At 73.8% G+C, this 22,256-nt stretch carries 20 protein-coding genes; 12 read left to right on the top strand and 8 right to left on the bottom strand.

Features of this window, described 5'->3' with window-relative positions; all coding sequences use genetic code 11:
- Window positions 1-5 precede the first annotated feature (5 nt).
- Window positions 6-1,748 carry a hypothetical protein gene (locus WN71_RS18555; protein WP_240529695.1) on the top strand — a complete coding sequence of 581 codons (1,743 nt, stop codon included), beginning with the start codon at window positions 6-8 and terminating at the stop codon, window positions 1,746-1,748.
- Between the two features lie 64 nt (window positions 1,749-1,812).
- Here the strand turns inward: WN71_RS18555 and WN71_RS18560 are convergent, their stop codons facing one another.
- Together WN71_RS18560 and WN71_RS18565 are read right to left on the bottom strand one after the other, a co-directional pair.
- On the bottom strand, window positions 1,813-3,393 hold the full coding sequence (locus tag WN71_RS18560; RefSeq protein ID WP_046591798.1) for a glycerol-3-phosphate dehydrogenase/oxidase: 1,581 nt from the start codon (window positions 3,391-3,393) through the stop codon (window positions 1,813-1,815).
- Window positions 3,390-3,989 carry a TetR/AcrR family transcriptional regulator gene (locus tag WN71_RS18565; protein WP_079177946.1) on the bottom strand — a complete coding sequence of 200 codons (600 nt, stop codon included), beginning with the start codon at window positions 3,987-3,989 and terminating at the stop codon, window positions 3,390-3,392. The genes WN71_RS18560 and WN71_RS18565 overlap by 4 nt, the downstream gene beginning before the upstream one ends.
- A 131-nt stretch (window positions 3,990-4,120) precedes the next feature.
- Here WN71_RS18565 and WN71_RS18570 point away from each other — a divergent pair, with 131 nt between their 5' ends.
- The 4 genes from WN71_RS18570 to WN71_RS41955 all read left to right on the top strand — a co-directional run bounded on the left by WN71_RS18570 (window position 4,121) and on the right by WN71_RS41955 (window position 7,795).
- Window positions 4,121-5,719, top strand: a complete 1,599-nt coding sequence (locus WN71_RS18570) for an FAD-binding oxidoreductase (protein WP_046591800.1) — start codon at window positions 4,121-4,123, stop codon at window positions 5,717-5,719.
- Window positions 5,720-5,932: 213 nt separating this feature from the next.
- Window positions 5,933-6,814 (top strand): YegS/Rv2252/BmrU family lipid kinase, encoded by an 882-nt coding sequence (locus tag WN71_RS18575; protein ID WP_046591801.1) that lies wholly within the window; start codon window positions 5,933-5,935, stop codon window positions 6,812-6,814.
- Between the two features lie 118 nt (window positions 6,815-6,932).
- Window positions 6,933-7,385, top strand: coding sequence for a flavodoxin family protein (locus tag WN71_RS18580; RefSeq protein WP_046591802.1), 453 nt, complete (start codon window positions 6,933-6,935; stop codon window positions 7,383-7,385).
- 251 nt (window positions 7,386-7,636) lie between these two features.
- Window positions 7,637-7,795: a hypothetical protein gene (locus WN71_RS41955; RefSeq protein ID WP_167382934.1), complete on the top strand. Its 159-nt coding sequence runs from the start codon at window positions 7,637-7,639 to the stop codon at window positions 7,793-7,795.
- A 69-nt stretch (window positions 7,796-7,864) separates the two neighbouring features.
- Here the strand turns inward: WN71_RS41955 and WN71_RS18585 are convergent, their stop codons facing one another.
- Both WN71_RS18585 and WN71_RS18590 read right to left on the bottom strand, forming a co-directional pair.
- Window positions 7,865-8,713 (bottom strand): chitosanase, encoded by an 849-nt coding sequence (locus tag WN71_RS18585; protein ID WP_046591803.1) that lies wholly within the window; start codon window positions 8,711-8,713, stop codon window positions 7,865-7,867.
- Window positions 8,714-8,942: 229 nt separating this feature from the next.
- A complete protein-coding gene (locus WN71_RS18590; RefSeq protein WP_046591804.1) occupies window positions 8,943-9,902 on the bottom strand; it encodes a quinone oxidoreductase family protein in 960 nt (319 codons plus the stop codon).
- Between the two features lie 165 nt (window positions 9,903-10,067).
- On the opposite strand from WN71_RS18590, the gene WN71_RS18595 reads away from it, so the two are divergent.
- Window positions 10,068-10,586 (top strand): MarR family winged helix-turn-helix transcriptional regulator, encoded by a 519-nt coding sequence (locus WN71_RS18595; protein ID WP_079177947.1) that lies wholly within the window; start codon window positions 10,068-10,070, stop codon window positions 10,584-10,586.
- 73 nt (window positions 10,587-10,659) lie between these two features.
- Window positions 10,660-12,381, top strand: coding sequence for a serine/threonine-protein kinase (locus WN71_RS18600; RefSeq protein ID WP_046591805.1), 1,722 nt, complete (start codon window positions 10,660-10,662; stop codon window positions 12,379-12,381).
- Between the two features lie 81 nt (window positions 12,382-12,462).
- Here WN71_RS18600 and WN71_RS18605 read toward each other — a convergent pair whose 3' ends face one another.
- Entirely contained in the window at window positions 12,463-14,091 is a 1,629-nt protein-coding gene (locus WN71_RS18605) for a DHA2 family efflux MFS transporter permease subunit (RefSeq protein WP_052743192.1), read from the bottom strand.
- Between the two features lie 551 nt (window positions 14,092-14,642).
- On the opposite strand from WN71_RS18605, the gene WN71_RS18610 reads away from it, so the two are divergent.
- The gene (locus WN71_RS18610) at window positions 14,643-15,641 is read left to right on the top strand and encodes an aminoglycoside phosphotransferase family protein (RefSeq protein ID WP_046591807.1); all 999 of its coding nucleotides are present in this window, start codon (window positions 14,643-14,645) and stop codon (window positions 15,639-15,641) included.
- 136 nt (window positions 15,642-15,777) lie between these two features.
- Here the strand turns inward: WN71_RS18610 and WN71_RS18615 are convergent, their stop codons facing one another.
- From WN71_RS18615 to WN71_RS18625, 3 genes are all read right to left on the bottom strand, one after another.
- Window positions 15,778-16,275: a peptidylprolyl isomerase gene (locus tag WN71_RS18615; RefSeq protein WP_046591808.1), complete on the bottom strand. Its 498-nt coding sequence runs from the start codon at window positions 16,273-16,275 to the stop codon at window positions 15,778-15,780.
- A gap of 147 nt (window positions 16,276-16,422) precedes the next feature.
- A complete protein-coding gene (locus WN71_RS18620; protein ID WP_046591809.1) occupies window positions 16,423-17,040 on the bottom strand; it encodes a class I SAM-dependent methyltransferase in 618 nt (205 codons plus the stop codon).
- Between the two features lie 182 nt (window positions 17,041-17,222).
- Complete coding sequence (locus tag WN71_RS18625; protein WP_046591810.1) at window positions 17,223-18,677, bottom strand: glyceraldehyde-3-phosphate dehydrogenase; 1,455 nt, start codon at window positions 18,675-18,677, stop codon at window positions 17,223-17,225.
- A 255-nt stretch (window positions 18,678-18,932) separates the two neighbouring features.
- Here WN71_RS18625 and WN71_RS18630 point away from each other — a divergent pair, with 255 nt between their 5' ends.
- The 4 genes from WN71_RS18630 to WN71_RS18645 all read left to right on the top strand — a co-directional run bounded on the left by WN71_RS18630 (window position 18,933) and on the right by WN71_RS18645 (window position 22,255).
- Complete coding sequence (locus tag WN71_RS18630; protein WP_079177948.1) at window positions 18,933-20,396, top strand: diacylglycerol/lipid kinase family protein; 1,464 nt, start codon at window positions 18,933-18,935, stop codon at window positions 20,394-20,396.
- A 27-nt stretch (window positions 20,397-20,423) separates the two neighbouring features.
- A complete protein-coding gene (locus WN71_RS18635) occupies window positions 20,424-21,023 on the top strand; it encodes a molybdopterin-dependent oxidoreductase (protein WP_046591811.1) in 600 nt (199 codons plus the stop codon).
- Between the two features lies 1 nt (window position 21,024).
- Entirely contained in the window at window positions 21,025-21,735 is a 711-nt protein-coding gene (locus WN71_RS18640) for a ferredoxin reductase (protein ID WP_046591812.1), read from the top strand.
- 238 nt (window positions 21,736-21,973) lie between these two features.
- A complete protein-coding gene (locus WN71_RS18645; RefSeq protein WP_046591813.1) occupies window positions 21,974-22,255 on the top strand; it encodes a DUF6510 family protein in 282 nt (93 codons plus the stop codon).
- The last annotated feature ends 1 nt before the right edge of the window (window position 22,256 follow it).

The following is a 22,256-nucleotide window of genomic DNA, read 5'->3' on the forward strand; positions in this document are numbered from 1 at the left end:
CCGCCATGTCCGGTGACACACAGGGTCCGTACGGCCCATCAGAGGGCTTCGGCCCCCCGCAGGGCCAGCCGGGCCAGCCGCCCCAGGGCCAGCCGGGTCCGCCGCCGCAAGGATATCCGTCGCCGGGCTATCCGGCGCAAGCACACCCGGCCCAGGGATTCGGTGCGCCGCAGGGCTACGGCGGTCAGCCGCAGGGCTACGGCCCGCCCGCCGGCGCGGGCTTCCCGCCGCTGCCGCCGAGACCGCCGGGCCCGCCGCCCGCGCCCGCCGACGGCTGGCGCGCGGCCGCCGTGGCCCTGCTCAACCTCAGCGGCCTCGGCCTCGGTTACGTGCTGCTGCGCCGCTGGATCGGTGCCGCGGTCTGCTGGGCCGCGACGATCGTGCTGCTGCTCGTGGCGCTGCCGGCCGACGCCGACGGCGTGTCGGGCACGGCCCTCGTCGCGTACGCCGTCCTGCTCGTCCTCGCCGCCGTGCACGGCGCGGTGGTGGGGCTGCGGACCCGGCTGGTGTGGCCGGGGCGGGCGCCGCTCGCCGCCCTGCTCGGTCTGGTCCTGCTCGCCGTCCCGGTCGGGGGCGGGGTGCTCTACGACCGGGCGCACGACGAGGCGATCCAGCAGATGCTGCTCGACCGGCTCGACAAGGCCGACCAGTTGGTCGCGGACGCCGGGGAACGGCCGTTCAGCAGCGCCGAGTCCTCCTACCGGAGCGCGCTGCACACCTACAGCGGCCTGGTCGCCGACCATCCGGACTCGCGTGCGGCGGGCAAGGTGTCCGACCGCATGACGACGTTCTACGAGACGGTCGGCGCCGCCTACGACAAGAAGCAGTACTGCGACGCGATTCCGGCGCTGAAGTATCTGCGCAAGGTGCCCGACACCCTGCCGAAGAAGCAGCTCGGCTCGCTCGTCACCTGGCCCGACGACCGGCTCGCGACCTCCCTGTACGAGTGCGGGGCCTCCGACCTGACCTCCGACGGGTCGGCCTGGGCCGGGCAGTTCGGTGATCTGCTGGCCACCTTCCCCGAGTCGGACCAGGCGGGCAAGGTGGAACCGGCCGTCGGTTCGGCCGTCACCAAGGCCGCGAAGGGCGTGCACGGCAGCGACCCCTGCACCGCCGTCGACCGGCTGAAGGGGCTCAGCTCCCAGATCGGTTCGCTGTCCGGGGCCAAGGCCCAGGACGCCCTCGACGCGGACGCCTCGCGCGCCGACCGGAGCGCGTCCACGGGCGGCTACGCGTGCGGCGTGGACCAGTACAAGGACGGCGACTTCGACTCCGCGATGACGACGCTGAACGACTTCGTCGACGCCAACAAGCACGACAAGAACGCCGCCCGCGCGAAGAAGATCGTGATCGCCGCCGAGATCGCCAAGACCACCCCCGCGGCCGGCAAGCACCTGCCGACGACCGCGTCGGGCGGCAGCATCTCGGTGACCGTCGAGAACGACAGCCCCGACGAGATCACGGTCCTCTACACCGGGCCCGTGACCGGCAGCTTCACCCTGAAGGCGTGCGGCAGTTGCCGGTCCTACTCGCTGAGCGACACGCTGGTGGACTTCAAGCCGTGCTCCAGCGGCAAGAACTACCCGAAGCGGACCATCAGCCTGCCGGCCGGCACGACCTACTTCCTGCACAAGCCCAAGGGCGACAGCGTGTCGACCCCGGGCTCCGACACGGCCAAGCTGCGCTCCGGCTACATCTACACCGAATGTGCCTACGTCACCCAGGGGTTCGGCACCAGCAGCGGCTGACGCCCGCCCGCCGCGCGGCGGGTCCGGCACCCCTGCCGGGCCCGGTCGCGGGGCTGACACGACGTCAAGAAGATTCCGAGACGGCCTCGTCCAGGGCGGCCGTCGCCGCCTCCAGGGCCGCCGCCCGGTCCGTCGGCACCAGTCCGATCCGGGTGCGGCGGTCCAGGAGGTCGGACGCGTCCAGGGCGCCCTCGTGGCGTACCGCCCACAGGAGTTCGGCGCGGGTCACGGGGTGGCCCGGGACGACGGGTTCGCGCAGCCGGGGGTCGTGGTCGCCGAGCGCGTGGACGGCCGGGGCCTCGGTGCCGTAGCGCTGGATCAGGCGGTGCGGGGCCCGCAGCGCGGCGAGCGTGTGCGGCGCGGCGGCGCCGACGAGCGGGAGGGCGGCGGTCGTCGACGGACCGGCCGGCAGGCCGTGCGTCCGCACCACGGCGTCCACGGCGTCCTGCGCCATGCGGCGGTAGGTGGTGAGCTTGCCGCCCACGACCGTCGTGACGCCTTCCGTCGAGGTGAGCACCGCGTGCTTGCGGGAGACGTCGGAGGTGCGGGTGGTGCCGCCCGGCCCCGAGGTGTCCAGCAGCGGGCGCAGCCCGGCGAACGCGCCCACCACGTCGTCGCGGTGGACCGGGACGTCCAGCGCGGTGCCGAGCACGTCGAGCAGGAAGCCGATGTCGGCCTCGGGCACCTCGGGCACGTCCGGGATACCGCCGTCGACGGGTTCGTCGGTGAGGCCGACGTAGACCCGGCCGTCGCCCTGCGGGAGGACGAGGACGAAGCGGTTGCTCTCCCCGGGGATCGGGATGTGCAGGCCCGCAGGGAGCGGCCCGAGCCGGTCCGCGCGCAGGACCAGATGCGTGCCGCGGGAGGGGCGCACGCGGATGCCGTCGACCAGCCCGCCCGCCCACACGCCGGAGGCGTTGAGCACCGCGCGGGCCCTGATCTCGCCCTCCTCGCCGGTGAGTTCGTCCCGCACACGGGCGCCCGAGCCGGTGAGTTCCAGCGCGCGGACCCGGGTCAGGACGCGTGCGCCGCGCGCGGCGGCGGTGCGGGCGAGCGCGGTCACCAGCCGGGCGTCGTCGGTGACCTTGCCGTCCCAGGAGAGCAGCCCGCCGCGCAGGCCGCCGGTGCGCAGCGCGGGGGCGAGGTGCCGGGTCTCCACCGCCGACAGCCGGCGGGGCGCGGGGAGCGTGGCGCGGGCGGTGCGCGCCGCGAGCCGCAGGGTGTCGCCCGCGCGCAGTCCGGTCCAGGCGAGCGCGGCCTGAGCGCGGGAGACCATGGGCGTCAGCGGCAGCACGAACGGCTCGGCGCGCACCAGGTGCGGCGCCGTGCGCTCCATCAGCACGCCCCGTTCGACGGCGGACTCGTGGGCGACGTCCAACTGCCCCGAGGCCAGGTAGCGCAGTCCCCCGTGGATGAGCTTCGAGCTCCAGCGGGAGGTGCCGAAGGCCAGGTCGTGGGCGTCCACGGCGACCACCCGCAGTCCGCGCGCCGCCGCGTCCAGGGCGGCTCCGGCGCCGGTCGCGCCGAGGCCGATCACCAGCACGTCGGCGACGAAGTCGGCGCCGGAATCGGCGAGTTCGCGGCGGCGGCGCGCGGCGGACAGCGAGGAACCGGGTGCGACGGGGGCCGGGAGGGCGGGGCTCATGGCGTCAATGTCCTCTCCAGGACGGTCCGCAACTCCGCCAGGAAGGCGTCGGAGTCGAGGTCGGGGTCGTCCTCGTCGGTCATGGTGCGCAGGGACAGGGTGAAGGACTGCACCACCAACAGCACCGCACGGGCCTGCCGTTCGGGGTGGTCCGCGCGCACGGAGCCGTCGGCGTGGCCCTCGCGGAGGGCGTCGGCGAGGAGCGCGAGCAGCGCCTCCTGGCTCGCGCCGCGGCGGTCGAGGACGTAGGGGAGCAGCAGCTCGGGATCGACGTCGACGATCTTCTGGAAGAGCGGGTGGGCGCGGAACGCCGCCACCCCGGCGACCAGTCCGTCGACCGTGAGCGCGCGCGTGGTCGTGCCGGGGCGCCGCTCGGGCATCGCCGACGTGGCCACGTCGACCCACTCCCGGGTCATCAGGTCCCCGACCAGGGTGCGCACATCGGGCCAGCGCCGGTAGAGCGTCATCCGGGAGACGCCGGCGCGGCGGGCCACGTCCGTGAGGGTGGTGCGGCGGACCCCGACGGCGAGGACGCAGTCGCGCACCGCGTCGAGCACGGGATCGCTGTCCGAGTGGTTGTGACGAATAGGCGTCATGTGTAACAGTGTAACGCCCGCCGGCCGCGGCGAGCGGCGGCACTCCGTCCGTGGTCGGCGGGGCCCCCGGCCCCGAACCCGTCGCGGACCCGCGGCACCCCGCGAAGCGACCGACTGTGAGGACAAGCGCGATGGACATGCTCTGGAGCGGCTGGGGCGACCCGGCCAAGGCGACGCCGCTGCCCGAGTCGGTGACCGGTCTGCTGCACGACCTGCTCGGGGTGAAGCCGTACGACGCCGAGCCGATCGCCCTCGACGACATCGCCGTACCCGACTCACCCCTCGGCGCGGCCGCCCGCGACGCGCTCCTCGACGCCGTCGGCGGCGACCCGGCGCACCTGCGCACCGACGCGGAGAGCCGCATCCGGCACACCCGCGGCAAGTCCACGCCCGACCTGCTGCGCATCCGTACCGGGGACGTCGACGACACACCCGCGGTGGTGGCGCTGCCCGCGAGCCACGACGAGGTGCTCGCCGTACTGCGCGCCTGCGCCGAGCACGGTCTGACGCTCGTCCCGTTCGGCGGCGGCACCTCCGTGGTCGGCGGGCTCGCGCCCGAGCGGCGCGGCCCGTCCGTCGCGCTCGACCTGCGCCGCATGAACCGGCTGCTCGACCTCGACCCGGTCTCCCGCACGGCCACCCTCCAGCCCGGGCTGCGCGCCCCGCAGGCCGAGGCGCTGCTCGCCGGGCACGGCTTCACCCTCGGCCACTTCCCGCAGTCCTACGAGTGGGCCACCATCGGCGGGTTCGCCGCGGCCCGCTCCAGCGGCCAGGCGTCCGCGGGCTACGGCCGCTTCGACGAGATGGTGCTCGGACTGACCCTCGCCACCCCGCGCGGCACCCTGGAGACCGGCCGCGCCCCGCGCTCGGCGGCCGGCCCCGACCTGCGCCAGCTCGTGCTCGGCTCCGAGGGCGCCTTCGGGGTGATCACCTCCGTGACGGTCCGGATCCGCCCGGTGCCGCAGACGCGGATCTACGAGGGCTGGCGCTTCGCCTCGTTCGAGGAGGGCACCGCCGCGCTGCGCCGGCTCGCCCAGGACGGGCCCCGGCCCACCGTGCTGCGGCTCTCGGACGAGACGGAGACGCTGATCGGCCTGGCCCAGCCCGACGCCATCGGCGCGCCCGACGCCGCGACCCCGGCCGGCTGCCAGGCGATCGTCGGCTTCGAGGGCACGGAGGAGGACACCACCCACCGCCGCCGGCGGGCCGCCGAGGTGCTCACCGCCTGCGGCGGCACCCCCCTCGGGCAGGAGCCGGGGGAGCGCTGGGCGCACGGCCGCTACTCGGCGCCCTACCTGCGCGACGCGCTGCTCGACGCGGGCGCCTTCGCGGAGACCCTGGAGACGGCGGCCTTCTGGTCGCGCATCCCCGAGCTGTACGCCGCCGTCCGCGGGGCGCTGACCGCCGCGCTCACCGAGGCCGGCACCCCGCCGCTGGTCATGTGCCACATCTCGCACGTCTACGAGAACGGCGCGTCGCTCTACTTCACGGTGGTCTCGGCCCAGGGCGAGGACCCCGTCGCCCACTGGGCGCCGGCCAAGCGCGCCGCGGGCGAGGCGATCCTCGCGGCCGGCGGCACCATCACCCACCACCACGGCGTGGGCACCGACCACCGCGACTGGTACGTCCGCGAGGCGGGCCCGCTCGGCATCGACGCCCTGCGCGCCGTCAAGCGGCAGCTGGACCCCGCCGGGCTGCTCAACCCCGGGGTGCTGCTGCCGGCCGACTGACCGCGAGCTGTTCCGGCGGGGCACCCGTGTCCGTGTCGGCTGTTCCGGCGGGGCCACCGCGCCCAGCCGCTCCGGCGAGCCACCGGCACCCCGGAACCGACCTGCCCGGCCCCCGCCGCTCCCGCTGAGCGACACTGTTGCGACTCGCGCCCCGCTCCACCCGGCCCGACACCCCGTACCCGCCCGACCCGCCGATTCTCCGGAGGCCCACCGATGCGACAGTTCACCGCCGTCGTCAACCCCACCGCGGGCGGCTCGACCGGCGCCGCGGCGCTGCTGAAGGTGGCCCGGGTCCTGCGGGAGGCGGGCGCGGAGCTGGAGACCGAGTACAGCCGCAGCCTCGCCCACGCCCAGGAGCTCGCCCGCGCGGCGGGGGAGCGGGGCCGGGTGGTCCTCGCCGTCGGCGGCGACGGCATCGCGGGCGGCATAGGCGGCGCGCTCAGCGGCACCGGCACCGCCCTGGGGCTGGTCCCGGCCGGGCGCGGCAACGACTTCGCCCGCGCCCTCGGCCTGCCCGAGGAGCCCGAGGCGCTCGCCGAGGTGCTGCTGCACAACCCCGCCCGGCCGGTCGACACCATCGAGGTCGAATCCGCCGCGCACGGCCGCGTGGTGGTCCTCGGCAGCGTGTACGCAGGCGTCGACGCGCTCGCCAACCGGCACGCCAACCGCTCCCGGCTGCTGCGCGGCGCCGCCTCCTACTACGCCGGCGGGCTGCGCGCCGTCACGACCTGGCGCCCGGCGTCGTACCGGGTGACCGTCGACGGCGAGCTGCACATCCACCGCGGCTACACCGTGGTGGCCGCCAACTCGGCCTACTACGGCTCCGGCCGCATGATCGCCCCCGGCGCCCGGGTGGACGACGGCCTCCTGGACGTGGTGCTGATCCGGCACGCCCCGCGCAGGCTGTTCTTCGCGCTGATGAACGAGCTCAGCGCCGGCACCCACGTCGAACGGCCCCAGGTGCAGGTCCTGCGCGGCAAGGAGATCCGCATCGAGGCCGACCGGGAGGTGCCCTACGGCGCCGACGGCGAGGTCGACGCCGTCCTGCCGGTCACCGCGCGGGTGCTGCCGGGGGCGCTGCGGGTGGTGCGGTAGGGGGCGCCGGGTGGGGACGGCCGGGCGCCGGCCGGGGCGGGGACGGCCGGGGCGGGGACGGCCGGTCGCCGGGTTCCGCGTTTGCGGCCGGGCCGGGTGCCGGGGCAGGGTGCGGGGTGTGGCCACCTTGCTGATCGTGCATCACACGCCCTCACCCAACTGCCAGGCGCTGTTCGAGGCCGTCGTGTCCGGGGCGACGGCCCCGGAGATCGAGGGGGTGCGGGTGGAGCGGCGGGCGGCGCTGTCCGCCACGCCGTCCGACGTGCTCGCCGCCGATGCCTATCTGCTGGGCACCCCGGCGAACCTCGGCTACATGTCCGGCGCCCTGAAGCACTTCCTCGACCAGATCTACTACCCCTGCCTCGACGAGACGCGCGGGCGTCCGTTCGGCTACTGGGTGCACGGCGGCAACGACGTGACGGGGGCGGTCCGCGCCATCGAGTCGATCACCACCGGGCTCGGCTGGCGGCGCGCCGCCGACGCGGTGACGGTCACCGGGGAGCCCGCCAAGGCGGACACCGAGGCGTGCTGGGAGCTCGGCGCGATGCTCGCCGCGGGGCTCATGGAGTGATGTTCGGCACGTCGCGGCCCGACGCACCCGGACGGCCCGGACGGACGCCCCGCGACTGCACGGAGTGACGCCGCCGACGCGGCGGAGTGACCGTCCGGGGTCCGTGTTCACCGGTTGCGGAACGCGTGGTGACGGTTGGTCACCTGCGCATTCTGCCTGATGAGCTGTGGTGTGGACCACGCTTCCGCTACCGCAAGTAACAAGATCATCATCATTTCTCGTACCCCCTTGCTCCGAGTACGAGGACCGTCATGACCGATCAGCAGGACCCCGCCGTCGAGCAGGCGCGCGACGCCTACGACAGCCACATGCGCACCTGCCGCCAGTGCGCGTACGACGGTGCCGCGTGCCCGGTCGCCAAGCACCTTCTGCGCATCTACAACAACGTGCGGAGAACGCACGGCCGTTGAGACCGGCGCGCGGCCCCGCGCCGACGCGGGTCCCCCGGGGGTCGTGGGCTCGCGTCGGCGCGGTGTCGGTCAGCCGATGTGGTAACTGTCGCCGTACACCTTCCAGTCGAGCGGCGGGGTGAGGTCGAGATTGCCCTTGCGCAGGAACACCCGTTGCTCGGTGTCGACGCGGGTGGTGTCGCTGTGCGCCTCCTCCTGCTTCATCGCCCAGACGCGGGCGTCGAGGAAGGCGTTGAGGTACGTCACCTCGTTGCCGCCCTGGGCCGGCGGCTTGGCCGAACGCAGCGCCCGCGCCCGGATGTTGCGGAAGCTGGTCGGGTCGTCGCCGTCGCCGTGCATGACGATGGCGTCGTAGTAGGCGAACTGGCCGAGGGCCCGCAGCCCGTCGGTCTTCCCCTGCCGGACCGCGGGGTCGAAGTACACGCGGTCCCGCTCGTCGTTCTGGGCCTGCTGGAAGGCTGTGTCCTGCGCCGCCTTGCGCCAGTCCTTCGGGAAGTTCGGGTCGAGGCCCGCGTGCGAGTCGCTGCCGTCGACCGTGCGGAGCGCGGGCAGGTACGTGGCGAGGACGTTGCCGGGCTTGCGGTCGGTGTAGAGCTGCACCAGGTCGAGCATGTCGCCGGTGCCGGAACAGAAGCCGATGATGCCCGCGGTGTAGCCGCGGCCGTCGCCTATGTCCTCGATGTACTTGTACTGCGCCTTCCAGTCGAGGGAGGAGTTCTCCGCGCTGGAGACCAGCTGCATGGCGATCTCCTTCTTCGCCGGGTCGTCCAGGCCCACGGCGGCGGCCGTGGCCGGGGTGCTCGCGGAGGCGTGCGCGGCGCGCAGCAGCGGCACGGCGGCCACCGACGCGCCGAGGGCGGCGAGCAGGGTGCGACGGGTGGTGAGGCGGGGCGACGGTTCTTCGGGTGCGTGGACCACGACGACTCCAAGTGCGAGTGGGGGGTGGACAGTTGGCTGCCCGTGGGGGCCGCGGCCAACTGATAGGAAGGTTTCCTATCAGGCCGCGACCGCAGCGGTCACCCACTCGGTCAGAAGTTCGTAGCTATGAACAAAGAATCGACCGCCGGGCCGGTCCGAAGTGAACTCCTCGGTTCCAGAGGCGAGTTGGGCACCTCGGTGCGAGTTTGGTTCGCAGTATGAGTCGGGCTCACGGCATGAGTACGACGCGCCGACCCGGCTCGGTGGGCCGGTTCCACGCCTGCTCCACGTCGGCGAGCGGCACCGTGAGCACGTCCACGGCCAGCGCCCCGGACGCGATCTCGGCGGCGAGGGAAGGGAGTTCGGCGACGATCCCCGCGGTGGTCACCGAACCCTGCCCGCTGCCCATGACGGTGAGCGCGGCGGCGCGCAACACGGAGGACGGCAGGGTGACCTCCGGGCCGGCCACCGAGCCGATCTGGACCCAGGCCAGCGGCTTGGCGCGGTCGGTGCGGGCGCGCAGCAGGGCCGGGATGGTGTGCTGCGCGGGCGCGCCCCACAGATAGTCGAGGACGACGTCCACGTCCGCGGCGGCCCGCCCGACCCGGGCGGCGGCCTCCTCGACGTCGCCGGTCAGGTCGACCACGTCGTCCGCGCCCTGTGCGCGGACCAGTGCGAGGCGGCGCGGGTCGCGGCCCGCGCCGACGACGCGCTCGGCCCCGAGGTGCCGGGAGATCGCCACGGCCAGCCGGCCGGCGCTGCCGGTGGCGCCGAGGACGAGGGCCGAGCCGCCCGGCCGGAAGGCGGCCCGGCGTCGCAGCGCCACCCACGAGGACATGCCGGGGTTCATGGCGGCGGCCACGGCGACGGGGTCCGTCCCGGGCGGCAGGGTGATCGAGCGGCGGCGGTCCACCACGGACCGCTCGGCCAGGGTGCCGGTCGCGCCGTCGTCGGCGACGAAGTAGAGCAGCTCGCCGTCGGCGGTACGGCCGACGGCGTCGATCCCGGGCACGAGCGGGAGGGTGCCGTCGGAGGTGTAGTGGGTCCCGTCGGCCGCGGACCGGACCCGCGGATGGAGCCCGGCGGCCAGCACGTCCACCAGGACCTCGTGCGCGCCGGCCGCCACCGGTTCCGGGAAGTCGGCGTAGCGGGGCGGGGCGTCGAAAGAGTGGACGACGGCGGCGCGCATGGGGTTCTCCTCAGCTGGGACGGGTGCCGGTCCCGGCGAGTGCGGGGCGGTCACCGGATTTGGTTTGCGTCACGTACTACTCGTGCGGGACCGACGTTAGTTTGTGCCGCGTACCAAGTCAACAGAACTAGTTCGTGCCGCGTACTAAAGCGCTAGACTCGGACCATGACCAGCGACGACACGCATGCCGCGGACCCCGGCGACGGCTCCGACGAAGACCCCGGCAGCCGCGGTGACGACCGCCGAGATGACGACGGCCGCCCCCTGAACACCGTGGACGCCTTGGTGCAGCTGTCGTTCCGGATCCAGCGCATCCTGAGCGACACCGGGGGCGAGCACGACCTGTCGCTCGTACAGATGCGGCTGCTGGGCGTGTTGCGCGACCGGCAGGCCGGAATGCTCGAACTCGCGGCCCACCTCGGCCTGGACAAGTCCTCCATGACCGGTCTCGTCGGCCGGGCCGAGAAGCGCGGCCTGGTCCGCCGCGCCCCGTCACCGCACGACGGCCGCGCCGTCGTCGTGACGCTCACCGCGCACGGTCACGACCTCGCGGCCCGCTGCACCGCCGAGATCGCCGGCCGCGTCACCGCCTTCACCGAGCCCCTCCCGCAGGACCAGCGGACGGCCCTCACCAGGCTGGCGACGGCCCTCCTGTCGGCCGACGCGCGGTCGGCCGGGAGCTGAACACCCACCCGTCGTCCACGGAACACCCACCCGTCGTCCACGGGTGTCGGCGGTTGGCCCTATTCTCCTGCGCATGAACGTGGGGGAGAACGGCAGAAGAGTCGTCGACGGGCGATTCGAGCTACAGACGCGGCTCGGTGGCGGCGGCATGGGAACCGTATGGCGCGCCCGTGACCTCCTGCTGCACCGCAGCGTCGCGGTGAAGGAGGTGCGCCCGCCGGACATCGACCTCGCCGAGCACGATCCCGAGGGCGCCCGGATGCTGCGCGAACGGGTGCTGCGCGAGGCCCGCGCCCTGGCCAGCGTGCAGCACCCCAACGTCGTCACCATCCACCACATCGTCGACGGCGGCGAGGGCACCTACCCCTGGCTCGTCATGGAACTGGTGGAGGGCGGATCGCTCGCCGACCGCCTGGAGCGCGGGCCGATGGCCCCGCACGAGGCCGCCCGCCTCGGCCGCGAGGTGCTCGCCGCGCTCGACGCCGCCCACGCAGCCGGCATCCAGCACCGCGACGTCAAACCCGCGAACGTGCTGCTGCGCCCCGACGGCCGGCCTGTCCTCACCGACTTCGGCATCGCCGCGATCCGCGAGTCGACCACGCTCACCGCGACCGGCTCCATCATCGGCACGCCGGACTACATGGCCCCCGAGCGCATCACCGGCGTGCGCGGCGGTCCGGCGTCCGACCTGTGGTCGCTCGCGATGATGCTGTACGTCGCCGTCGAGGGCCATCATCCGCTGCGCCGCGGCACCACCCTCGCCACCCTGGCCGCCGTCCTCCACGACGACGTGCCGCCGCCCAAGCAGGCGGGCGCCCTGACCCCCGTGCTCAACCGGGTGCTGGTCCGCGACCCCGACGCCCGGCCGGACGCCGCCGAACTCGAACGGATGCTCGCGGCCGCCGAGGACCCGGGCCAGTCCGCCGCGCCCGCCACCTCCTACCATCTCGCGCCGCCCGGCGCCTTCGGCCCCGCCACGGGGTTCGGCCCGCCGACGGGGCCGCGGGACGCCGTACCGCCCATGCCCACCGGGGGATTCCCGCCGCCTGCCGGGTATCCGGCGCCCGCCGGTCCCGTGACGGCCGGCTCGCCGTATCCGCCCGGAGCCGTGACCACGCCGGTCGTGCCGAAGCGGCCCGGCCGCCGCGGCCTGACGATCGCCTCGTCCGCCGTCGGGGTCGCGCTCGTCGGCGTCCTGGTCTGGACGCAGCTGCCCAGCGGGGGCACGGACGACAAGGGCACCGGGGCGGACAGCAGCGCCTCCGGCGGCTCGCGCACCGGCGGCACCCCGACACCGAGTTCGACGGCCTCGGCGCAGGACACCGCCAAGGTGAAGGACCTGCTCACGCCCGACGGGATCCGCACCGCGCTGAAGGCCATCGAGAAGAAGACGGGCAGTCATCTGTTCGCCGACTTCACGGTCTATCCGGAGTACGTCTCGGCCAGCGTGATCGTCAAGGGGAGCCGGACCGCCTACGACGACTACACCTATCGACCCGGCACAGGGGTGGAGAAGGGGATCATCTCCAACTCGGCCGACAAGGGCGAGGTGGTCGACATCGACGACTGGAACTGGGACGCCGTGCCCGCGCTGCTCAGCGAGGCGCGCAAGAAGCTGAAGGTGCCGAACGAGGACACCCGCTATCTGGTGGTCAACCCGCCGGACACGACCTTCGACACCCCGGCGAACATGGCCATCTACCTGAACAACAAGTACAGCCAGGGCGGCTACCTCGAAGCCGATCCCCACACCGGCAAGGTGACCACCCTGATGCCGTACGACGAGGGCAGCTAGAACCCGACTGGCACCGAACGCGCGAGCGGGCGGGCACCACGGTGCCCGCCCGCTCCCGCGGAACAGTGGAACGAGGAAACGTCAGGCCGCGTCGCCCGCCGCCACCCCCGTGGTCTGCGGTGCCGCCGCCGGCTCCTCGGCGTGGGCCGCGTGGCCGCGCGTGCACATGACGAGGGCGACGCCCGCCGCGACCAGCATCCCGATGCCGCCGACGACCGCGCAGGTGTGCAGCGCGTCGGTGAACGCGGCGCCGTACGCCGACTGCGCGAGCCCCGTCGTCTCGGGCGTCTTCAGCTGCAGGAACGCGCCCGCCTGGATGCCGACGTGCTGGACGATGCCGTTGACCTGGCCCTGGTCGGCCGGGTTCAGGCTGGTCGCGGCGAGGTGGCCCGGCAGCGTGGACAGCGTGCGCTGGGTGAGGATGACACCGAACACGGCGGGGCCGAGCGCGCTGCCGATCTGGCGCAGGGCGCTGTTCGAGGCCGCCGCGGTGCCCGCGAGCCGCCCCGGCAGGCTGTCCATGGCGATCGTGGTGATCGGGGCCATGGCCAGCGCGATGCCGATGCCGAGGACCGCGATGACCAGCGCGGCGGTCCCGGTGCCCGTGGACGCCTGGAAGGTGTTGACCAACAGCGCGCCGATGCCCGCCACCAGCAGACCGGCCACCAGTACCCGGCCCGGCGACACCTTGTTCATCAGCCGCCCGATGACCGGGGCCAGCACGACGGTGAAGCCGTTGAGGGCGATCAGCCTGAGGCCGATGTCCCACGTGGAGGCGTGGTGCACGAGCCCGAAGTACTCGCTCAGCGCGAAGACCAGGCCGACCTGCGCGAAGAGGGTGAGCCCCATGACGATCGCGGCCCCGGAGAACGCGCGCGACCTGAACAGCCGCATGTCCAGCATCGGGCAGGGCGAGCGCAGCTCCACCACGACGAAGCCCGCGAGACCCAGCGCGGCGGCGACGAAGGCGAGCACGACCTCCGCCGACCCCCAGCCGGCGCTGCCGCCCTCGATGACGCCGTAGACGAGACCGGTGATGGCGACGATGGCCAGCAGCTGGCCGGGGATGTCGAGGTGACGCTCGCGCTCGGCCCGCGAGTCCGGCAGCACCGCGGCGCCGACCACGACGGTGATCACGCCGACCACCAGGGAGGGCAGGAAGATCCAGCGCCAGCTCGCGTGCTCCACGATGACGCCGTTGATCAGCGGGCCGACGGTGAGCCCGAGGCCCAGGCTCGCCGTCCACAGGGCTATCGAGCGGGCTCGTTTGCCGGGCTCGGGGCGGACGTGGCTGATCAGCGCCAGGGTCGACGGGAGCAGCGCGGCGGTGCCCACGCCCGCCAGCGCCTGGCCGATGCAGACCTGGACCACGCTGTGGGCGGTCAGACAGACCAGACAGCCGAGGGAGAACACGGTCAGGCCGCCGAGGTACATCTTCTTGCGGCCGTAGAGGTCACCGAGGATCCCGCAGGTCAGCAGCAGGGCCGCGGTGGGCAGGATGAACGCGTCGGTGATCCACTGAAGTCCGGTCGTGGTGGCGTCGAGTCCCTGCTGGATCACCGGCAGGGCGGTGGAGACGCCGACCACCGGCAGGTAGGAGACGAACACACCCACACAGGCCACCAGGATGGTGACCAATGCGTGCCGTGCCGCTGTGGGCGACGGCGGGACCTGGCCCTGGGGCGAGGTCGGGGAAATGCTGGTCGACATGACACCTCTAGACATCGTGCGATGCGGGACAGCGGGATGAGCGGTGTGGGGAGGCGGGCGGCCGGGGCAGGCGCGGGGCCCTGCCCGGGGTCGTGCCTACGGCTCGGCCGGCGGCGCGGGGACCGACGGTTCGCGTCTCCGATGCCGGACGGGGCCGCCCGGCGTCATCCCGTGCGCACGAGGGGCGAAGAGTACGGAAGCCTGGTGATCGCACATCGACAGCGCGGTGTGTTCGGCTTGAATCTCCATTGACGTAAGCCATTTCTGATCAGCGAAAGTGCTTTGGACCGTATACCGGCCACCCTGTCGAGGAGATGCCGTTGGACCTGCAATCTAAGGTGAACGACGGTGATGCTGTCCAGTGAATCCGCAGGTCAAAGTAGGTGAGCGGACCTTTTGGCCGGGACGGCGGTCCCCGCGGCCGGGACCGTCGGCGGCCCGTTCGGGCCTTGCGCACCCGGGTCGGTGGTCCCGGGGCGGCGCGGGTCCCGTCGGCGGCGGCGACGGGAAACTCGTGTGACACACCCGCGTCGCGCTGCTGGGATGGCGCGATGCGCGACGAGGCACCGGTACGGCTGGACCGCGGGCGGTACCAGCACGCGGTCACCCCCTGGGACGACGACGAGTGGCGGCGGGACGCCCGCGCGTGGGTGGCGGACTGCATCGCCGCGCACGGGCTGCGGACGGCCGGCGAGCCGACGGTGCGGCTGCGGCCGTGGTCCGTCCTGGTCCGCGTGCCGGTCGAGGGGGCCGGCCGCGTCTGGTTCAAGGCCAACCCGCCCGGCAGCCGCTTCGAGGGCACGCTGACCGCCGCACTCGCCCGCCGGGCGCCGGACCATGTCCTGCGGCCGCTCGCGGTGGACGCGGCGCGCGGCTGGTCGCTGCTGCCCGACGGGGGCGAACTCTTCCGTGACGCCCTCGCCCTGCGGCCCGTCGCGCCGGACGCGTGGGAGGCGCTGCTCCGGCAGTACGCGACGATGCAGCGCCGGCTCGCCCCGCACACCCGGCAGTTCGAGGAACTGGGCGTGCCCGGCGCGCGCACCGCCGAACTGCCCGCCCTCTTCGACGAACTCGTGGAGCGCGGTACGGCGCCGGGGCGGGAGGACCGGCGGCGGTTCGCGGAGCTGCGGCCACGGCTGGCGGACTGGTGCGCGGAGCTCGCGGCGGCCGGCGTCGAGGACGGACTCGACCACGGCGACCTGCACGAGGGCCAGGTCTTCCACCGGGACCTGGCCAGGTTCACCGTCTTCGACTGGGGGGACGCGGCGATCGCCCACCCGTTCATGAGCCTTCAGGTGCCCGTGGCCAGAGCCTGCGAGCGCCACGGCCCCGAGGTGGGGGCGCGCCTGCGGGACGTCTATCTGGAGCCGTGGACGGCGGACGGCGCCACGGGGCGGGAACTGCGCCGGGCCGTGCGCCTCGCGTGGCGGCTGAGCGCGCTGCGCCGCGCCTGCTCCTGGCTGCGGCTGTTCCCGGGCGCGGCGGACGCGACCGGGCGGGCGCAGAGCGCGGAGCGGCTCAGGGAACTGTTCGCCGAGCCGCCGCTGTGAGGCACCGCGCGGCGCCGGGGGCACCCGCACCGCGCGGCGCCGGGGGCACCCGCGGGAGAGCGGGACCCCGGCGCCGCGGCGGGAGTGGACCGGAGCCGGCCGCGGGGCCGGCTCCCGATCCGCACGAAGGGGCCGGTCAGAGCTGGCCGGAGGCCGAGATCGTGATCTTCGCGGAGGTGCGGCCGCTCTGCGAACCGAGGCCCTCGATCTTCTTCACGAGGTCCAGGGAGGCCTGGTCGGCGACCTCGCCGAAGACGACGTGCTTGCCGTCGAGCCAGGGGGTGAGAACCGTGGTGATGAAGAACTGCGAGCCGTTCGTGTTCGGACCGGCGTTCGCCATGGAGAGCAGGCCCACCCGGTCGTGCTTCAGCTTGAAGTTCTCGTCGGCGAACTTCTCGCCGTAGATGCTCTTGCCGCCGGTGCCGTTGCCCGCCGTGAAGTCGCCGCCCTGGAGCATGAACTCGGGGATGACGCGGTGGAACGACGAGCCGGCGTAACCGAAGCCCTTCTCGCCCGTGCACAGCGCGCGGAAGTTCTCAGCCGTCTTCGGGACGACGTCCTCGTAGAGGTTGAAGGTGATCCGCCCGGCGGGCTGGTCGTTGATGGTGATGTCGAAGTAGGTCTGAATTGCCATGGGAAGATCCTCCCATCCCGCGCCGCCGGACGCGTAACCGGCATGCCCCGGCACGTCGGGCGGTGCGCGGACCGCCGTCCGCCGAGTCGTCCGACCGCCGTCGGGCGGTCCTCTCGGGGGGACACGGCGATGCCGAGGCCGGTCCTGTCAGGGGGACACGGCGATGCCGAGGGAGTCGGCGCCGAGGGTCTTCGGGGCGCCCTTCTCGTAGAAGACGTCGAGCTCGGCGATGGTGAAACCCGCCGAGGTGAGCAGGTCGACGATGGGCCGGGTGAGATGGCAGCCGTCCAGGACCCGCTGCTCCATCGGGTCGAAGCGGTGCTGCCAGCGGCGCACCCGCTCGTCCGGGGCCAGGCCGTGTTCGACGAAGTGCAGGGTTCCGCCCGGCTTGAGGACGCGTCGCACCTCCCGCAGGGCGGCATCGACATCGGGGATGGTGCAGAGCGTCCAGGTGGACAGCGCCGCGTCGAAGGTGTCGTCGGCGAAGGGCAGCGACTGGCCGTCGAGCCCACGGCGCTCGACCACGGTGCCGGACGCGCCGACCCGCTTGCCGGCCAGCTTCCAGCCCACGTCGGACGGGTCGATCGCCGACACCCGCGTGACCGCGCGCGGGTAGAAGGGAACGTTGTGCCCGGAGCCGAATCCGATCTCCAGGACCTCGCCCTCCAGGCCCTCGCACACCCGGCGGCGCAGGTCCTTGGCCTCGCCCATGGCGCAGACGACGTTGAGGATGCGTGGAACGATTTGCTCGGCGTAGATACCCATGGCAGCCTCCACCGTTCACGTCCAGTCTGGCACCGCACGGGGTGCGCTCGCGACCCTCGCCGTACCGGATCTCGACCGTGCCGGCCACCCCGGGCGCGGACGGCCGATGCCCGGGGCGACAGGCATGGCCCGGCACGCCGTCGTGGCGCGCCGGGCCATGCCGCCCCCCTCCGCCGCGCGGGTCAGGCCGCGGGCGACGGGAAGGTCGGGTACTCCACCCCGGAGACGTGCTGCACGACCCGGACCACCTGGCAGGAGTAGCCGAACTCGTTGTCGTACCAGAGGTAGAGGATCGCGTTGTCGCCGTCGACCTTGGTCGCGCCCGCGTCCACGATCGAGGCGTGGCGCGAGCCGATGAAGTCGCTGGAGACCGCGTCGGGGGCGGTGGTGAAGTCGATCTGGCGCTTCAGCGGCGACGTCAGCGACACCTCGCGCAGATGGTCGAGGACCTCCTCGCGGGTGGTCTCCCGGCCGAGCCGCAGGCTCAGGATGGCGATCGACACGTCCGGCACCGGGACGCGGATCGAGCTGCCGGTGATCGGCGCCTTGAGGTCCGGCAGCGCCTTCGCGACGGCGGAGGCGGCACCGGTCTCGGTGATGACCATGTTGAGCGGCGCGGACCGGCCGCGACGGTCGGCCGCGTGGTAGTTGTCGAGCAGGTTCTGGTCGTTGGTGAACGAGTGGACCGTCTCCACGTGCCCGCGCAGGACGCCGAACTCGTCGTCCATGGCCTTCAGCGGCGGCACGATCGCGTTGGTGGTGCAGGAGGCGCAGGACAGGACCTGCTCGTCCGGCTTGATCGTGTCGTGGTTGACGCCGTGCACGATGTTGGGCACGTCGCCCTTGCCCGGCGCGGTCAGCACCACCTTGTCGATGCCGGGGCGCAGGTGCTGGGACAGGCCCTCGCGGTCGCGCCACTTGCCGGTGTTGTCGATGAGGATGGCGTCCTTGATGCCGTACGCCGTGTAGTCGACCTCGGACGGGTCGTTCGCGTAGATCACCCGGATCGCGTTGCCGTTGGCGATGATCGACGAGGTCTCCTCGTCGACGGTGATCGTGCCCTGGAACTGGCCGTGGATGGAGTCGCGGCGCATCAGCGAGGCGCGCTTGACCAGGTCCTCCGCCGCACGGCCGCCGCCCCCGCGTACCACGATGGCGCGCAGCCTGAGGCCGTTGCCGGAACCGGTCTTCTCGATGAGCAGCCGGGCCACGAGGCGCCCGATGCGGCCGAAGCCGTACAGCACCACGTCGCGGCCCTCGGCGCGCTCCGCCTTGTTGGCGCCGGTCGCGCCGGCCACCGCCCCGGCGGTGAACTCCGCCACCGTGAGGCCGCGGTCGTCGGCGCGGTAGGTCGCGGCCAGCATCCCGATGTCGATCTGGGAGGGGCCGAGGTCGAGCGTGGTGAGCGCCTGGAGGAACGGCAGGGTCTCCGTGACGGAGAGCTCCTCGCCCGCGATCTGCCGGGCGAAGCGGTGGGTCTTGAGGATGCTCACCACCGACTTGTTCACCAGGGAGCGGCTGTGCAGAAGGACGGTGACGTCCCGCTCCCGGTGCAGCTTGCCGATCATCGGGATCATCGACTCCGCGATCTCCTCGCGGGTCTTCCAGTTGGTGAACGAGTCGTCGTTGACAGTCACGTAGATCCATCTTTCGAGCTAGGTGGCGCTCATATGGTAACCGCACTGTTGAACGGGGTTGCCAGTGGCCCTCCACCGGTCCTCCGCCGGTCGTCCCGCCAGCGGTCTCGCCAGCCGTCCCGCCGGTCGGCGGGTGTGTTCCGCGCGGCGCAGGGCACTGGGGGTACGACGGCACAGGCGTGCCGCGCGGCCGTGCGCGGACGCCGGTCCCCATGCCGGGACCCCCGGCCTCGGAAGGCGGAAGGCGGAACGCGCATGGGAACGACCACGCGGCACCGGCCGCTGCACCGACGGCAGCGCTGGGCGGCCAGGGCGGCCCTGACCGCGGTGGCGCTGGCCGTGCTGCTGCCCCTGGTGCGCAGTGGGGCCGGCGGGCTCGTGCTGCTGGTGGCCGCGCCCGTCGCGCTCGCGCTGACCGCGGCCGCCCTGTGGTGGGTGCTGTCCCGCAGGGGCGCGGCCCGCGCCGGAGCGGTGCTGCTCGCGGTCGCCGCGCCCGTCACCCTCATCACCGTATTCGCCGCGCAGAACCTCCTGTGGGTGCTGGCCGGTTCCGTGTGTCTGTGGGGGGTGGCCGTGTGGTGCGGGCGGTACGCCCTGCGCAGCTCGGGCCTGCGCCCGGTACGGGTCAAGGAGCACCGCACGCCGCCGCCGCGCCGGCCGTTCCTGATCCTCAACCCGCTCTCCGGCGGCGGGAAGGTGGAGAAGTTCGCGGTGCGGGAGAAGGCCGAGCGGCTCGGCGCCCGGGTCGTCCTGCTCGACCCGGACCGCCCCCAGGACGTCACCGCGCTGGCCCGCGAGGCCGTCGCGGACGGCGCCGACCTCCTCGGCGTGGCGGGCGGGGACGGCACGCAGGCCCTGGTGGCGGCTGTCGCGGCGGAGCACGGTCTGCCGTTCCTCGTCATCGCGGCCGGCACCCGCAACCACTTCGCGATGGATCTCGGCCTGAGCCGCGACGATCCGGCGGCCTGCCTGGACGCGCTCACCGACGGCGTCGAGCTGCACGTGGACCTGGGCTTCGCCGACGACCGGCCGTTCGTCAACAACGCCTCGTTCGGCGCGTACGGAGCCGTGGTGCAGAGCCCGGGATACCGCGACGACAAGGTCGCCACGGCCCTGGAGGTGCTGCCCGACCTGCTCACCCGGCAGCGCGGACCCCGCCTCACCGTGCACGCCGACGGCACCGAGGTCACCGACCCGCAGGCGGTTCTGGTCAGCAACAACCCCTACCGCACGGGCGACCCCTTCGGCCTCGGCCGCCGGGCCCGGCTCAACTCGGGCCGGCTCGGGCTGCTCGCGGTGAAGGTCGACAGCGGCCTGGAGGCGGCGGAGCTGCTGCTGGACCCGCAGCCGCGCGGGCTGGCCGTCGAGACCGCCCGCGAGGTCGTCGTCGAGGGCGACGAACCCGAACTCGACGTCGGCCTGGACGGCGAGGCCGTCGTCATGCGTTCCCCCGTCCGCTGCCGCATCGCCCGCCGCGCCCTGCGGGTCCGCGTCCCCCGCGAGCGTCCCGGCGTGCCGGACGCCCAGCCCCGCCTGAACTGGCGACGGCTGAGCAGGCTGGCCACCACGGTGGGGCGCACGGCGGCGCCGGGAGGGGACGGGGCGGGCCGCCCGGGTGGCGAGGCGTGCCGCCCGGGCGGCACGGCGGGCCACCCCGGTGACGTGGCGCGTCCCCGCCGAGTGGAGAAGTCACCCCCGGCCTCCCACACTGAAGGCTGAGCCCCCAACGGCTGAGGGGATGACAGCGTGACCTCCTTCTCGCCCGGATTCCACGGGCGCGGCCGCCGGCTGGCGGAGCGGCTGCCGCCCGGGCAGTACCCCACCGAATCGTTCCCCGTGCTCTCCGCGGGCCCCACGCCGAAGGTGCCCACCGAGGGCTGGGCGTTCACCGTGACCACGGAGCACGGTGAGACCCGCAGCTGGTCCTGGGACGACATGATGGCGCTGCCGCAGCAGGAGACCGTCCACGACATCCACTGCGTGACCCGCTGGTCGAAGTTCGACACGCGCTGGCGCGGCGTGGCCCTGGACGCCTTCCTGGACGGCGTCGAGACCGAGGCGGAGCACGTCGTCGTCACCAGCTACGGCGGCTACACCACCAACCTGCCGCTCGCGGACCTCCGAGGCGGCCGGGCCTGGGTGGCCCACACCTACGACGGCTTCCCGCTCTCCCCGGAGCACGGCGGCCCGGCCCGCCTGCTCGTGCCGCACCTCTACCTCTGGAAGTCCGCGAAATGGGTGCGCGGACTGCGGCTCACCCTCCAGGACGAGCCGGGCTTCTGGGAGAGCGTCGGCTACCACGCCTACGGCGACCCCTGGCGCGAGCAGCGCACCTGGGGCGACTGACGTGGCGCCGGTCTGGCTCCCCGCCCGGCTCGACGAGCGGCGCCCCGAGACGGCCACCGCCCGCACCCTGGCCTTCACCGTGCCGGGCTGGCCCGGACACCTGGCCGGGCAGCATGTCGACGTGCGGCTCACCGCCGACGACGGCTACCAGGCCGTACGCAGCTACTCCCTGGCCGCGCCCGCCGACGGCGACCGGGTCGAGCTCGGGGTGCAGCCGGTGCCCGACGGGGAGGTCTCGCCCTACCTCGCCGCCGAGCTGCCCGTCGGGGCCGAGGTGGAGCTGCGCGGCCCGCTCGGCAACTGGTTCGTCTGGCGGCCGGAGCAGTCCGCTCCGGTGCTGCTCGTGGCGGGCGGCTCCGGCGTCGTCCCGCTGGTGGCGATGGTGCGCGCCCACCGCCGGATCGCGGCGCGGAGCCGCTTCCACCTGCTGTACTCCGTGCGCAGCCCCGAGGACGTCTGGTACGGCGGCCTGCTCGCCGACGGCGACCCCCGGCTGGACGTACGGATCGTCTACACCCGGCGCGCCCCGGCCGGCGACGGCCGCGCCCCCGGCCGGATCACCGCCGACGACCTGGACCGGGGGGTGACCGGACTCGAACCCGCCAGTCCGATCTACGTCTGCGGTCCGACCGCCTTCGTGGAGGCGGTCGCGGACCGGCTGACCGAACTGGGCCGGGACCCGGCCACCATCCGCACCGAACGCTTCGGCTGATCCATGCCCGTGCCCGTGCCCATGCCCGTGCCCGTGCCCGTGCCCATGCCCGTGCCCGTGCCCGTGCCCATGCCCGTGCCCGTGCCCATGCCCGTGCCCATGCCCGTGCCCGTGCCCATGCCCGTGCCCATGCCCGTGCCCGTGCCCGTGCCTGAGACCGAGCCGGAGACCGAGCCCGTGCCCCCGCCTCGCATCGGCATCGGCACCCCACCCCGTTCCGCCGCCCCGGGAGTACCCCATGCAGGACTCGACCCCTCGTCTCGACGGCAACTGTCTCGCCGGACCGCTGTCGGAGATCCTCGCCGTGGAGCCCACCACCGCCTGGTGGCGCTGCCCGGTCTGTGCCCGCTCCGGGCCGCTCGCGCAGCTCCATGTCTACGGCCCCGAACCGGGCCTGACCGCCCGCTGCCCCGACTGCGCGTACATCGCGCTGCGCCTGGTCAGGGAGGGGCCCCACGTGTGGCTGACACTCGGCACCGGTGAGGGCGCCTTCCGCTTCACCAGCGCCCGCCCCGCCTGAC

It is taken from the genome of Streptomyces mangrovisoli (assembly GCF_000974985.2).
GTDB lineage: Bacteria > Actinomycetota > Actinomycetes > Streptomycetales > Streptomycetaceae > Streptomyces > Streptomyces mangrovisoli.

Bases quoted from the DNA above. Each gene is read 5' to 3' on its own strand.
- WN71_RS18555 (WP_240529695.1), top strand. From the start codon at position 6: ATGTCCGGTGACACACAGGGTCCGTACGGCCCATCAGAGGGCTTCGGC.
- WN71_RS18560 (WP_046591798.1), bottom strand. From the start codon at position 3,393: ATGAGCCCCGCCCTCCCGGCCCCCGTCGCACCCGGTTCCTCGCTGTCC.
- WN71_RS18565 (WP_079177946.1), bottom strand. From the start codon at position 3,989: ATGACGCCTATTCGTCACAACCACTCGGACAGCGATCCCGTGCTCGAC.
- WN71_RS18570 (WP_046591800.1), top strand. From the start codon at position 4,121: ATGGACATGCTCTGGAGCGGCTGGGGCGACCCGGCCAAGGCGACGCCG.
- WN71_RS18575 (WP_046591801.1), top strand. From the start codon at position 5,933: ATGCGACAGTTCACCGCCGTCGTCAACCCCACCGCGGGCGGCTCGACC.
- WN71_RS41955 (WP_167382934.1), top strand. From the start codon at position 7,637: ATGACCGATCAGCAGGACCCCGCCGTCGAGCAGGCGCGCGACGCCTAC.
- WN71_RS18590 (WP_046591804.1), bottom strand. From the start codon at position 9,902: ATGCGCGCCGCCGTCGTCCACTCTTTCGACGCCCCGCCCCGCTACGCC.
- WN71_RS18595 (WP_079177947.1), top strand. From the start codon at position 10,068: ATGACCAGCGACGACACGCATGCCGCGGACCCCGGCGACGGCTCCGAC.
- WN71_RS18600 (WP_046591805.1), top strand. From the start codon at position 10,660: ATGAACGTGGGGGAGAACGGCAGAAGAGTCGTCGACGGGCGATTCGAG.
- WN71_RS18605 (WP_052743192.1), bottom strand. From the start codon at position 14,091: ATGTCGACCAGCATTTCCCCGACCTCGCCCCAGGGCCAGGTCCCGCCG.
- WN71_RS18610 (WP_046591807.1), top strand. From the start codon at position 14,643: ATGCGCGACGAGGCACCGGTACGGCTGGACCGCGGGCGGTACCAGCAC.
- WN71_RS18615 (WP_046591808.1), bottom strand. From the start codon at position 16,275: ATGGCAATTCAGACCTACTTCGACATCACCATCAACGACCAGCCCGCC.
- WN71_RS18620 (WP_046591809.1), bottom strand. From the start codon at position 17,040: ATGGGTATCTACGCCGAGCAAATCGTTCCACGCATCCTCAACGTCGTC.
- WN71_RS18630 (WP_079177948.1), top strand. From the start codon at position 18,933: ATGGGAACGACCACGCGGCACCGGCCGCTGCACCGACGGCAGCGCTGG.
- WN71_RS18645 (WP_046591813.1), top strand. From the start codon at position 21,974: ATGCAGGACTCGACCCCTCGTCTCGACGGCAACTGTCTCGCCGGACCG.